Raw genomic sequence first — 12,841 nt, forward strand, 5'->3', positions numbered from 1 at the left:
CGGAGAACGGAGACACCCATGTCACGTAAGGAACCCAAAACGCTGCGGGTGGCCTGCTTCAACGACGGCCGCCGCAAGATCATCACCTTCAAGCGCGGTGCCTATTGGTGGAGCGCTGCCGAGGGCGCTTACCCGCTCTCGGCAGCGCTCGAGAGCATCAAAGAGCAAGGCGGCTGGATCGAAACCATCCCCAACCCGAATTACAGACCCAAGGGGCTGTTCGGGTAGGGCACCTTCTGCTTCGGTACTTCCGCCAAGCAGAAAAGACAAAGCTGGCTTTGGGAAGGGTGTTTCAACTTCTCAAAGGAGATCCCCATGTCCATGACCGTTCAACCCCAGCCAGACCGTCCGGATCCGACCGTGATCGCGGCGCAGAACGACGCGTTTCGCAAGCTCGCGTGCCTTGGAGTGCCGCCCGCCCAGCCCATCCAGGGCCGGATGCATGTCACCCGCTCGCTTATGGAGGCCAGCGATGGCTTCATGGCCGAGGCGGTCAAGGCAACCGGTGAGTTTGCCACGTTCGAGCCTGAGAATGATCCCGAGGGCTGGCACGATTTCGGGGCGGTCGAGATCCGGGGCGAGACCGTGTTCTGGAAACTGGATTTGTACGAAGCGGATTCCGACTTCCGCTATGGCGCCGAGACCCCGGACAATCCCGCCACCACCATGCGCGTACTGACCATCATGCTTTCGCGCGACTGGTAGCAGGGCAGGGGACACCCCCTCCTGACATTCCAGCCGATGAAGGCCCGCTGCCCCACAAAAAGGCAAAGCGGGCCTTTTGTCGTGGTGATCCCTGAAGCCGGGGATTGGTCACGCGCGAGCGCGCGGGCCGCATCTCACCCACCTGGAAGGATATCCCATGACCACAAGCTTTGCCCCTCTCACCGTCGCCATCCGCGATCTCACTGCGCATCCCGCCAATGTGCGCAGCAACTCTTCGGAAACCTATGACCCCGAGAACATCGCGCATCTGAAGGCCAGCATCGCTGTGCTGGGCCTGCTCCAGCCGCTCCTCGTCCAGAAGATCGACGGCAAATATGCCGTCCTCGCCGGTGGCCGCCGTCACGCCGCCCTGAAGGAGCTGGTTGCCGACAAGGCCGCCAAGGGGTTCACCGCGAAAACCAAGGTGGACTGCCGCCTTGTCCCTGAGGAGTGCGACGTCACCACGGCGCTGTCGCTCGCCGAGAACATCACCCAGGCACCGATGAACGCCATCGACGAGTTCGAGGCCTTCGCCCGGATGATGGAGGTCGACGGCCAGACGCCCGAGACGATCGCAAAGACCTTCGACGCCACGGTGGCTGCCGTGAAAGGCCGGTTGCGCTATGGCCTTATCCACCCCGACATCCGCGCCGCAGCCCGGGGCAAGGTGATCACGCTCGACACGATGAAAGCCTTCGCCGAGCACCCGAGCCAGGAGGCGCAGCGCGAGGTCTATGAGGCGCTCACGAAAGACGGCGGCTATCTGCAGGCCTATACGGTCCGTCAGGCGCTCAAATCCCGCGGTGTGCAGGTCAGCGATGATATCGGGGCTTTCGTGCGCGCGGACTACGAGGCCCGCGGCGGCACCGTCGCAGCCGATCTGCTGGAAGAGCATTCCGTGCTTGAGGATGCGGCGCTGGTCGAGACCATCCTGCTCGAGAAGCTCGGTGCCGCTGCCGAAGAGGCCCGTACGAGGCTGGGCTTTGCCTGGGCCGATGCGATGGTGCGCTACGATTACGCGACCATGGCGGACTATGGCCGGGTCTATCCCAGCCCGATCGAGCCGGATGAGGCTGCCCAGAAGCGCATCGATGAGATCACCGCCGAGCTTGAGAAATTGCAGCTCGAGATGGAGGATGAGGGGCTCGAGGACGGTGCCTACAATGCCCTTTACGAGCGCGTGGACGCTCTGGAAGACGAAGCCCGCGATCTGCAGGAGGCCTACAGCGCCGAGGATCTCGCCCGTGCAGGCGTGATTGCGTCTTGGTCGAACGGGCAGATCACGCTCCATGTGGGCCTCGTCCGCCCGGAGGACACCGTGAAAGAGAAGGGCGCGCCCAGTTCCTCGACCAACACCACGGGAGAGGAGGCCCCCGACGCTGGCGAAATCACCTATCCAGCCTCGCTGGCAGAGGACCTCAAGACCGAGCGAGCCATGGCGCTTGGGGCCGCGATGGCGCTGCATCCGGAAGCCACGCTCGATCTGACGCTCTTCAAGCTGGTGAGCGACGTCCTGGCCAGCGGAATGAGTGTCACGCAGGCGATCAAGGTCGAGGCCCGCAAGGAATACCGCAGCCATGCCAAGATGGACGAGATCGACGAGACCTCGCTTGAGCAGGTGGCGGCGGCGCATGATGCGCTTGACCTCTCGTGGCTCGATGACGCCCGCGCGCCCGCCGATCAGTTCGCGGCGTTTCGCGCGCTGGAGGCAGGCGAAAAGGCCAAGCTCGTCGCCTTTGCAACCGCCAGCACCACGCAGTCCTGCTTCGCGCGGGACCCGCGGCGCGACAGCCTTATGCATGACTTCGAGATCGAGATCATGCCTGACGTTCGCGCGCATTGGACGCCGAACGCGGCGCTGTTCAATCGTTTCAAGAAGGCCTGGCTGCTGAAGATTCTGGGCGAGGATCTGGGTCTGGCCCAGGAGGCGGTGACGCTGGCCTCGTCGAGCAAGAAGGAAATCGTCGCCTTCTGCGACAAGCTCTTTGCAGAGCCCTTCGCCACGCTCACGGACGCGCAGCGCGCTGCCGTGGCCGCCTGGTGCCCGCCGATGATGCAGACCGCCGGTGTCGCCTTTGATGAGGCGGAGCCCGCTGCGGAAACCCCGGAGCCTGACGGCGACATCGCGCAAGCGGCCTGAGTCCTCACGCGACCCGCGCGTGGACCATGCCGCCCGCGCGGGTCGACCCTCCCACACCCAACGGAAAGACATCCCTATGGCTATTCTCAAGTTCTCTGCCTCCGCTGTTGCGGCGCAAATCGCGCATGCGCGCGCCTGCAAAACCTTCCTGCCCAACTGGAACGGACCGGTGGACAGGCCCGCCCTGATCCTCATCGTCGGCAATGGTGTGCATCTGCGCTCAAACGGCATCGACGGTACGACCACTCGGATCGTCACGACCGAGCAGGCCGATCCCTCCTTCGCCTTTGCCGATGGCATGAACCCGTTTCGGGACAGCGACTGGATGGCGCAGCGCCGCATGGCGTTTCGCGATCTGACCGGCCAGTTCTACACCGACATCCTGGATGACGTGCAGGTGCTCATCGACCGGGGGCGCGGCGCGATCCGGCTTGCCACCGATGGCCACAGCATCCGCGTTTTCGTGCGCCGGGCCTCGGATTATCTCATCGGCGGGACCTACGAGGTGCCGTCAGGCCTCGGCGGCACCTTCCGGGTCATCCTCAAGGATGCCTGCGACACCTTCGCGATCGTGCAGAACTGCGGCAATTGCGAGGATTTCGACGCCATGCAGCCCTACCGCGTGCCGCTCGATGCGCTGATGGAGATTGATGATCGGAGGGCGGCGTGATGGGTTGGCTCTTCTACACCGACGGCCGCGTCCAGACCTACGCGGATGAGAAAGCGGAGATTGCTCGGCTGTGCACCTTCGAGGGCGAAAGGCGCAAGACGGAACTGGTCAAAGCCTGCAAGGTGGGTTCGACTTGGTACGCGGCGGCAAAGGTCACAAATATCGACGGCACCCCTGTCGAAGACACGACCTATGTCACCGATGCGGATGGCTCCATCACTTTCGCCGCCGTATTCCTTACCCGATATGATGACGGCTGCTGGGGCTACAAGGACATGGAGGAAAGCGCGGGACCGGTCGAATCCCGCGCGCCACTGAGCCTATTGGCCCTGCTGTCCGAGCTGAAAGACCCAGACAGCTATGCTCATGCCTGGCGCCAGCGCTGCCAGGACTGGGCTGCGATCCCGGACTACGAGGAAGGCGACAAGATCAAGCTCGCCACCCCTGTGACGCTCACCGATGGCAGTACCTGCCAGATTGTCACCGCGACCCACTACAGGCGTGGGCGGCAAAAGCGCCGCTGCTACCGCATCGAGGAAACTGGTGGGCTCGTACGCCTGTCGAAGGCCTCGCTTGCGGGCTCGGAGCTGCTCAGCTCCACGAAAGGTGCGGCTAGCCCGGTGCTGGCGGAGTTCCTGGCGGGGCGAAATTAGGTCCTGCGCCGGACGGTTCATCGACCTGCCCGGCGACAGCAGATGCTGCGGCTTGTCTTGACAAGGCAATGCAAATGCATTACCTATCGCGGGCAGCAAAGCCCCTTTTCTTCAGGAGACTGCCATGACAGCCCTCGCACAAGATGTCTCGAAACTCACGGATCGGTATCAGACGACCGTGCCGGCGGGTGTGCGCAAACAGCTCAAGCTGGGCAAGGGCGACCAGATTCGTTACTGCACCGAGCCGAGTGGCAGGGTCTATATCGAGCCCGTGCGCAGCGACGAGGAAGATCCCGTGCTCGGAGCCTTTCTCGATTTTGTCGAGGCCGATATCAAGGCGCATCCGGACCGCATTCGGGCTTTCGATGGGGCTTTGCATGACCGTCTTGCAGCACTGGTCGGAGACGTTGATGTCGATCTCGATGCGCCGCTATCGCTCGAGGATGAATGAGCGGCGATAGCGTGCCCGCCCAAGCGCCCCTTGTCGTGAATGGATGGTCGATTTATGCGCACCCACTCTTTCTGGACCAGCTCGAAGGGCTGGTCGAGGAGGTAGAGGCGCGTAAGGCTCGCGATCCCAAGACCTGGCACAAGAAAAACCCGACGAAACGGCTGGCCGCCATCTTCAAGCTGGTCACCGAGGCCATACCTGCAGATCCGGGTGCCGCCGCCTTCCGGCAAGGCGGCACACTCGGCGATCACCGCAAGCACTGGTTCCGGGCGAAATTCTTCCAGCAGTATCGGCTGTTCTACCGGTTCAACAGCGATGCGAAGGTCATCGTGGTGGCATGGGTGAACGACGACAAGACCCTGCGCGCCTATGGCAGCAAGACGGATGCCTATGCGACGTTCAAAGGGATGCTGGAAGATGGCAACCCACCTGACAATTTCGACGCGCTCTTGAAAGAAGCTGCAGCGGCAGGCAAGCGGTTCGAGAAATCCCTTGAAGCGGTGCCCGATCGGTAAGTGGGCCAGCTTGCTATGACCCTTTGGCATTATCATTTACGACGCCACGCTCGAAGATGTAGCATCGGCTGATAATGCGGTCGGAGAAAGCACAATGAATGAGACGGAAAAGGATAGGCAGCACCTCGGTCTAGAGGAGCAATGCGCGCCTGACCTGACGGGGCACCGTTTCCCAATTGCTGTGCGCGTTGCAGACATGCCCGATGACCTCGGCAAGCTGCTGGATATCGGGCTCGAGGAGCATTTCCGTGGCCGCTGAAGCGAATTCTTATGACACGTGGTTTTGCGCGCAGGTGCAGGCCGCGCTGGAGGATGCACGCTCGGGAACATCTCAGGTTCAGGTGATGCAGGCCGCACAGGCATTGATTGATGCGAAGCGGCAGGTCGAACCCAAGTCCTGACCAAGCCTTTGAGGTCGGCGCGGTCTGACTACGTCACCCTGAAAAGCGAAAGCGGGCTTTTTGTCCTTTGTAACTCAGACCCTGATCCAAAGGAAAATCCCCATGTCCAAACCCAGAACGGCCAACCCGGCTCTCGCAATCTCCGAAGCCGATCTCGCCTCTGCCCTCGCGCAAATCGGCACGGAGGTCGATGACCAGCCCCTGCGCAGTTCAGCGCTCGCGCGTATCATGCGCGAGGCGTTTCATGGCAGCGATGCCGGTGGCGCCTGGGACTGGCGCATGGCCTATGACATGATGCAGGCAGCGGCTGTCCAGGTGCTGCTGCGTGGGAACGGCGCGGCAGGTGACACCGCCGCTGCAAGGCTACTTGCCTCACGGCTCCTGACGGAAACCCGCCGGTCAGAGCAGCAGATCCGGCTACAGCAGTTTTCCACGCCGCTGCCATTCGCGGCGCTGGTTTTGCGGGCCGCGGCGATCCGCAAGGGCGAGACCGTTCTGGAGCCCTCGGCTGGCACCGGTGCCCTGGCTGCTTTCGCCGCCCGGGCCGGTGCCACGCTTCTGCTCAACGAGATCGACCCCTTTCGCCAGCGCCTCCTGCGCGCGGTTTTCGGCGGCGAGGTCACAGGCCATGACGGCGAGCATATCGATGATCTGCTGCAGACGCCGGTTCTACCCGAGGTCGTGGTGATGAACCCGCCCTTCGCCTCCTCGGTCGATCGCTCCCGAGACAAGCACATCGCCGCCAAGCATCTCATCGCGGCTGCAAAGCGCCTGGCACCCGGCGGGCGGCTGGTGGCGATCATGCCGCCGGGATTCACGCCCGAACGCGATGCCGCGCATTGGTCCCGCGCCTGCGGTCTCCTGACGCCGCGATTGGCGCTGACGATGCCGGGACAGGTCTATCGCAAGCTCGGCACCTCTGTCGAAACCCAGCTGATGGTCTTCGACAAGGTGCAGGAGGACGGCGAAATGATCCGCGCCAGTGTCCGGGACTTGGATGAAGCCCTTCCTTTTGTCGACGCAGTTGCCGCGACCCGGCCCGAGATGCGCCCCGTCCAACGGGCTGAAGCGATCCCTCATGCGCGACCGATCGTTCCATCATCTGCCCCGCGCAAGACCGCTGCTGCGCCTGTCGCCGCCTCCAAATCTCGGGCCAATGCCGTTGTCCCGCTCACTTTCAAGAGCCTCGATATCCCGCGCGACAACACGCCCATCTCGGACATCTATGCGCGCTACCGTCCGCAGCGGATCGAGATCGCGGGTGCGCAAGAACATCCCACGCCGCTCGTCGAGAGCATCGCCATGGCCTCGGTTGCCCCGCCCATGCCCTCAAACACGGGCAGTGATGACTTGCGCCTGCCCGCACGGTTGATCGAGGAGGGACATCTCTCCGAGGCGCAGCTGGAAACCATCATCATGGCGCATGACGCCCATGGGCGCGACCTGCCGGGTCGGTTCGCGATCGATGACGACCAGACCAAGCTGACGCGCGCCGATGATGATCCAGACGCACGTGCCTATCGCCTTGGCTATTTCCTCGGCGACGGCACCGGTTGCGGCAAGGGGCGCGAATGCGCGGGGCTCATTCTCGTGAACTGGCTGGCCGGGCGCAGAAAGGCGATCTGGGTTTCCAAATCCGCCACGCTCATCGAGGACGCCATCCGCGACTGGACCGATCTCGGCGGCTCGCCAGCCGACATCCAGCCGCTCTCAAAATGGAAACCGGACCAGTCCATCCCGATGGGCGACGGCATCCTATTTGTCACCTACGCCACGCTGCGGTCCGCGGGCAAATGCGGCACCACGCGACTGAGCCAGATCCTCGCCTGGATGGGCGAAGACTTTGAAGGCGTGCTGGCCTTTGATGAGGCCCATGCCATGCAGAACGCGGCCGGGTCCGAGCAGGGCAGGGGGGTCAAACCCTCCCAGCAGGGCCTTGCTGGCCTCCGGCTGCAACTGGCAGCACCCCGCGCTCGCGTCTTCTACATTTCGGCCACGGGTGCGACGAGCGTCCACAACCTCGCCTATGCCGCGCGCCTGGGGCTCTGGGGGCAGGGCCCCGAATACCCCTTCCCAAGCCGCGAGAGCTTCGTTTCTGCGATGGAAGCCGGCGGCGTGGCTGCCATGGAGGTGGTCGCGCGCGATCTCAAGACGCTCGGGCTCTACACGGCGCGTGCCCTCAGTTTTGATGGGGTGGAGTATGACGTGCTCGAACACGCGCTGACCCCGGCCCAGATCGAGATCTACGACGCATACGCGGGTGCTTTTCGGATGATCCACCACAATCTCGAAGCGGCGCTGACTGCGACCGGCGTCAACGACGCCTCGGGGGAAACTAATGCGTCGGCCGCACGCGCCTCGGCCAAGTCCCGCTTCGAGAGCACGAAGCAGCGCTTCTTCAACCATCTCCTGATGGGCATGAAAGCCCCGACCATCATCCGCGCCATCGAGGATGACCTCGCGGCGGGCAACGCTTGCGTCATCCAGGTGGTCTCGACAGGCGAAAGCCTGTTGAAGCGTCGGCTTGAGACGATGGACCCGGGGGACGAGCTGGTCGAGGGTGCCTTGACGCCGCGCGACTACGTCCTGGGCTACCTCGAACAAGCCTTCCCGATCCACGCGCAAAAGCTCGTGGAGATTGACGGCAATATGGTCGCGGAACCGCTGCGGGACGAGACGGGCGCGCTCGTTGTCTCGCGCGAGGCGCTCGCCCTACGAGATGCGGCCATGATGGAGTTGATGACGCTGGCCCCGATCGCGTCGGCGCTGGATCAGATCCTCTGGGCCTTTGGTGACGAGGCCGTGGCGGAGGTCACGGGGCGGTCCATCCGGCCCCTCAAGGCCGCGGATGGCCATCTCTTCATCGAAAAGCGCGCCGCCAGCAGCAATTCCTCCGAGACCCAGGCCTTCATGGATGGCGAAAAGGATATCCTGATCTTCTCCGACGCGGGCGGTACGGGCCGGTCCTACCATGCGGCGCAAACCGCGAAGAACCAGAAACGGCGGCGGCACTATCTTCTGGAGCCCGGCTGGCGCGCGGATGCAGCCATCCAGGGGCTCGGCCGCACGCATCGCTCGGCCCAGGTCAGCGCACCGTTCTTTCGGGTCTGCACCTCCGATGTGCATGGCGAGAAACGTTTCACCTCGACGATCGCCAAACGCCTCGACCAGCTGGGGGCCCTGACCAAGGGCCAGCGCGAGACCGGCTCGCAAGGCATGTTCCGCGAGGAGGACAATCTCGAAAGCCCGATCGCGCGAGCGGCGCTGCGTGGGTATTTCGCCGATCTTGCCGCCGGGCGCGCCGAGGCGATGAGCTACGAGAGCTTCACCGACTGGACGGCCCTGCGGCTGATCGACAAGGACGGGGTGCTGCTCGAGGAGCTTCCCCCGATCCAGCGGTTTCTCAACCGGGTGCTTGCCCTTCCCATCCACATGCAGAACGCGCTCTTTGCCGAGTTCATGCGCCGGATTGCCGATCAGTCTGAGCGGGCGCGCGCGGCGGGCACGCTCGATCTCGGCGTGGAAACCCTACGTGGCGAAAAGATCGAGCAGGTCTCCACCGAGGATCTCTGGACCTGCCCGAAATCCGGCGCCGTGACGCGGATTATCGGACTTGAGGTGACGGACCCAGTGTATGTCCTGGTCGCCGAAGAGGCCATATCGCGCAATCCCGACAAGCTGCCGATGGTGAATCGCGCCTCCGGTCGCGCGGCGCTCATCTCGGCGCGGCCCATGCAGATGTATGACGAGGACATTGTCACGCTGATGCGCAAGGCGGTGCGGCCAAACGGGTCGAGCTATCTCGAAGAGGCACGGTTTGAGTCCTCGGCTTGGGAAGAGATCGACAGGCCCGAATTTGCGCAGATTTGGGAGGCCGAGGCTGCGTCCCTGCCAAAAACCACCACGACCAAGCTCTACCTGCTGACCGGGCTGCTGCTGCCGATCTGGAAGGACATTCCGACCACCAATGAGCGGATCTACCGTGTCACGCCAGACGGGGCGACGGCCATGATCGGGCGGACGCTGAGTGAGGAAGGGGCGGCGGCGCTGCGCGCCCGCTTCCTCGTCTCCAATCCGCAAACGCCACAGGAGATGTTGACCGCCGCCCTCGGCACCACCGCACCTGTCGATCTGGGCCGGGGTCTGACCCTGACCCGTCGCCGGGTCGCAGGCGAGATGCGCCTTGAGTTGGGTGGTGCGGATCGGGGCATGATCGAAAGCCTCAAGGCAATGGGGTGTTTCACCGAGATCATCGCCTTCCAGCTGCGGGTGTTCCTGCCGCATGGGGACGGGATCGACACAGCGGGCATTCTGGCCCGGATCGTGGGGCACCTGCCACACGCCGCGTCTGTGGCAGCGGAATAGAGAAGGGTGAGATCATGACTCTCGAAGACATCAGGGCGGCCGTCGATGCCGGCCAGACCGTGCACTGGGCCAATACCGGCTACGTTGTCCACAGGGACAGGCTCGGCCAATACCTGATCACCTATCTGCTGAACGGGAGCTGCATCGGTCTGACCGACCGCGAAGGGGACCGGTTGAACGGAAAAGCGGCGGAGTTCTTCATTGCCCGATCGGAGGACGGTGCGGAAAATCCGGGCAGCCAAGCAAGACCAGACGGGCAGGGGAGGGGCGTAGCACCCGGCGGCGCGGGGGCATTCCCACTCGGACGGCAGCTCTGACCCGTGGGCGAGGCTGAAAGGAAAGCGAGCTTTCTGATTTGTGATCCCTCAAGGGGTCGAGAAAGCAATCCCGGATGCGTTGGCAAGAACGTCAGGCACCGGCCAATTCAAAAGGAACCATCCCATGTTCGCAGGAACCCTCACCCGCAATGTCGAAACCGCCGCCGCCAAGTACACCGGCATGATCCATTCGACACGTTTCGATATCGCCATCCAGCTTGAAAACCGCCCGAAGATGTCCGAACGCAGCCCGGATTTTGACGTAACGGCAGTCAACAAATCAGGCCGCAAGGTGCGCATCGGCACGGCCTGGAACGAGACCGGCAATACCAGCGGAAACCCTTACATCTCGATGCAGATCGATGTCGGCTTGGGCCCGTTCCGGGTCAATGCGGTGCAGACGAAAGAGGCGCGCGCGGCCCAGAGCGGCGAATTCGAGATCATCCCGCTGGTCTCGAACGGCCTGATGAAATCCGGCTCGATCTCGGGCGAGCTCACCGCTATGGACGCCGACAACGCCTTCACCGGCTACATCGCCAACATGATGTTCGATCTGGAATTCATGCTGATCGAGAACAGCTATAAATCCGAGGAGACTCACCCCGATTACCGGATCGAGGTCAGCTCGCCCCGGGGCACACCGATCCGCGTCGGCTCGGCCTGGATGGCGAAAAGCAGCCGCACGGGCAATGACTACCTGTCGCTGCTGATCAACACGCCCGATGGCGACCTGCGCGTGAACGCCGTGCAGAACGAAGAACAGCGCGGTGGGCAGACCTTCTCGATCATCCCGTTCATCGACAGCGGTGAGCAGCCGCAGGATGCAGGCACGGGGCTGTCGTTGGTCGCCTAATCGGCGCGCGAGATAAAACGATACGAACCGAAAGGGGAGCCGTGGGACCACGGTTCCCCTTTTTCCATGTCTGGCGGTACGACGCACACATCTGCTTGCGATCTGCTGAATATGATATACGATAATATATTATTGAGAGGACGAGGGTAGGCACATGGTGGCGAGACTGGGAAAAGCTCCGTGGTTCGAGAGCTTTGATGTAGACGCCGAGGTTGAAGAGCTTCTTGCTCATATCGTGCGTTGCACCGGATTTGCGCTGCCTGAACGACAGCGTGATGTCATCATGACCCATGCAAGGTCGAAGCTCGACAGGACAAGGCAGGCATATCTGGACGCCAAGGCGGCGGGAAAGCCGGTGTCCACATCGCGGCGTGCGTATCTGACCGAAGTTCAGGACACGATCTTCATGGCGATCCCGGAGGAGAACCTCGCGCGGATGCCGCTGCGCGAGCAGGTTCTCAACGACCCGTCATTTTACGCGGATGCCATGCACCGCGCCGCTGCGATTAGCGAGGATGAGCTTTTCATGGCGCTGTCCTCTTCGCTGAAAGACATGACAGTCCAAGACGCCCGGGCCTTCGTCTCGAAGCTTTGGCACAACACGATCGATGACAATGCGAGCAAATACGCCGAAGCCCTGAAGCGTCCCGAGCGTGAACCGCAGCCCTTTCGTCCGGGAAACACCGTGTAAGATCCGAGCCATTCTCTTGGCTTGAGCCGTACCGAGGTTGGCCGCCTCAAACCCCCTTTCCTGGAGGTGGCACCCTGTGCAGCGTGCGAAAGCCGTTGAAGGTGCTGTGGGGACGTCTACTGTCGCCAACATGATGAACCGGGATCACATGCGCGCCTTCTTCCGGCGCGCCGCGGCGCTTGTCGCTTTTGTCGCACTGCTCTGGGCGATTCACCTCCTCAATTGGATCATCGGTTACGGCTTGAACCCGGCCTTCGGCCTGATCCCCCGGCACGTCAGCGGATTGGATGGCGTCATCGCCATGCCCCTCCTGCATGGAAGTTTCGCACACCTGATGGCCAATACGCCGCCGCTCCTGGTGATGGGTGGGCTGCTGGTGGCCACGACCACGAGGGCCTTGCTGCCGGTGAACGCAGTGGTGATCGGCCTCGGCGGCGGACTCGTCTGGCTGTTCGGAAGCTCCGCCATCCATATCGGTGCGTCAGGGTTGGTCTTCGGCTGGTTTGGCTTCCTCGTCGCGCGCGGCTTCGTGGATCGCTCATTGATCACGCTGGGCGCGGCACTGGTGGTCGGTGTCCTCTATGGCTCAATTCTCTGGGGCGTTCTTCCGGGCCAACCCGGCGTCTCGTGGGAGGCGCATCTCTTCAGCGCCATCGCGGGCGCGGCCGCTGCAGCCCTTGTCCGGACGCATGTCCATGTGCCGCGCCTCGGCGGTGTCGATCTGGACTGAAGCCGTACGCCCGACGTGGTCGACCCGGTGCTGTCATTCGTAAACGCCGAGATGCTGCAGTGCAGTTTCCTCAAAGCGGCCATTGCATATGTCCCAGCTCCTAACCCCCAAAAATCGGCGCTGGTTGAACCTTCGGCAGTAATCCCTCACCTTCCTGCAAGAGACCTCTTTCCGCAGGGCGGTGCTCAGCCTAAAGTGGAACCAGTTATTTAGATATGGTGCAAAATGGCGTCGCTTCAGGATTCAGTCGCAAACAAATTCCTCGAGACACTTTCGAATGATGAAAATTTTGATGCATCCAAAACACAAAAGCTTGAAGCGCTCTTGAAAGAAGGTCGGAAAATTAAGGC

Annotated in this window: 14 protein-coding genes; all 14 read left to right on the forward strand. The window is 62.8% G+C overall.

Features of this window, described 5'->3' with window-relative positions:
- Positions 1-18: 18 nt before the first annotated feature.
- The 14 genes from SHM7688_RS06020 (at position 19) to SHM7688_RS06080 (ending at position 12,491) form a co-directional block, all read left to right on the forward strand.
- The gene (locus tag SHM7688_RS06020; protein ID WP_005617043.1) at positions 19-228 is read left to right on the forward strand and encodes a DUF6330 family protein; all 210 of its coding nucleotides are present in this window, start codon (positions 19-21) and stop codon (positions 226-228) included.
- Between the two features lie 87 nt (positions 229-315).
- Positions 316-705 carry a DUF3768 domain-containing protein gene (locus SHM7688_RS06025; protein ID WP_058239107.1) on the forward strand — a complete coding sequence of 130 codons (390 nt, stop codon included), beginning with the start codon at positions 316-318 and terminating at the stop codon, positions 703-705.
- Positions 706-862: 157 nt separating this feature from the next.
- Positions 863-2,845, forward strand: a complete 1,983-nt coding sequence (locus tag SHM7688_RS06030; protein WP_058239108.1) for a ParB/RepB/Spo0J family partition protein — start codon at positions 863-865, stop codon at positions 2,843-2,845.
- A 76-nt stretch (positions 2,846-2,921) separates the two neighbouring features.
- Entirely contained in the window at positions 2,922-3,515 is a 594-nt protein-coding gene (locus tag SHM7688_RS06035; RefSeq protein WP_058239109.1) for a hypothetical protein, read from the forward strand.
- Positions 3,515-4,168, forward strand: a complete 654-nt coding sequence (locus SHM7688_RS06040) for a DUF6927 domain-containing protein (RefSeq protein WP_024099305.1) — start codon at positions 3,515-3,517, stop codon at positions 4,166-4,168. Before SHM7688_RS06035 ends, SHM7688_RS06040 begins: the two co-directional genes overlap by 1 nt.
- Before the next feature lie 124 nt (positions 4,169-4,292).
- A complete protein-coding gene (locus SHM7688_RS06045) occupies positions 4,293-4,619 on the forward strand; it encodes a type II toxin-antitoxin system PrlF family antitoxin (protein ID WP_005668772.1) in 327 nt (108 codons plus the stop codon).
- Positions 4,616-5,134, forward strand: a complete 519-nt coding sequence (locus tag SHM7688_RS06050) for a type II toxin-antitoxin system YhaV family toxin (protein WP_024099306.1) — start codon at positions 4,616-4,618, stop codon at positions 5,132-5,134. Before SHM7688_RS06045 ends, SHM7688_RS06050 begins: the two co-directional genes overlap by 4 nt.
- 94 nt (positions 5,135-5,228) lie before the next feature.
- Positions 5,229-5,393, forward strand: coding sequence for a hypothetical protein (locus tag SHM7688_RS19835; RefSeq protein WP_009819683.1), 165 nt, complete (start codon positions 5,229-5,231; stop codon positions 5,391-5,393).
- Positions 5,383-5,535 (forward strand): antitoxin PaaA2 family protein, encoded by a 153-nt coding sequence (locus SHM7688_RS06055; RefSeq protein ID WP_043754116.1) that lies wholly within the window; start codon positions 5,383-5,385, stop codon positions 5,533-5,535. The genes SHM7688_RS19835 and SHM7688_RS06055 overlap by 11 nt, the downstream gene beginning before the upstream one ends.
- A gap of 102 nt (positions 5,536-5,637) precedes the next feature.
- Positions 5,638-9,900 (forward strand): strawberry notch family protein, encoded by a 4,263-nt coding sequence (locus SHM7688_RS06060; RefSeq protein WP_058239110.1) that lies wholly within the window; start codon positions 5,638-5,640, stop codon positions 9,898-9,900.
- Between the two features lie 14 nt (positions 9,901-9,914).
- The gene (locus SHM7688_RS06065; RefSeq protein WP_058239111.1) at positions 9,915-10,217 is read left to right on the forward strand and encodes a hypothetical protein; all 303 of its coding nucleotides are present in this window, start codon (positions 9,915-9,917) and stop codon (positions 10,215-10,217) included.
- A gap of 124 nt (positions 10,218-10,341) precedes the next feature.
- On the forward strand, positions 10,342-11,070 hold the full coding sequence (locus SHM7688_RS06070; protein WP_058239112.1) for a DUF736 family protein: 729 nt from the start codon (positions 10,342-10,344) through the stop codon (positions 11,068-11,070).
- Between the two features lie 154 nt (positions 11,071-11,224).
- On the forward strand, positions 11,225-11,761 hold the full coding sequence (locus SHM7688_RS06075) for a hypothetical protein (protein WP_223229248.1): 537 nt from the start codon (positions 11,225-11,227) through the stop codon (positions 11,759-11,761).
- A gap of 148 nt (positions 11,762-11,909) precedes the next feature.
- Positions 11,910-12,491 (forward strand): rhomboid family intramembrane serine protease, encoded by a 582-nt coding sequence (locus SHM7688_RS06080; protein WP_058239131.1) that lies wholly within the window; start codon positions 11,910-11,912, stop codon positions 12,489-12,491.
- Positions 12,492-12,841: the final 350 nt, after the last annotated feature.

It is taken from the genome of Shimia marina, from assembly GCF_001458175.1.
GTDB lineage: Bacteria > Pseudomonadota > Alphaproteobacteria > Rhodobacterales > Rhodobacteraceae > Shimia > Shimia marina.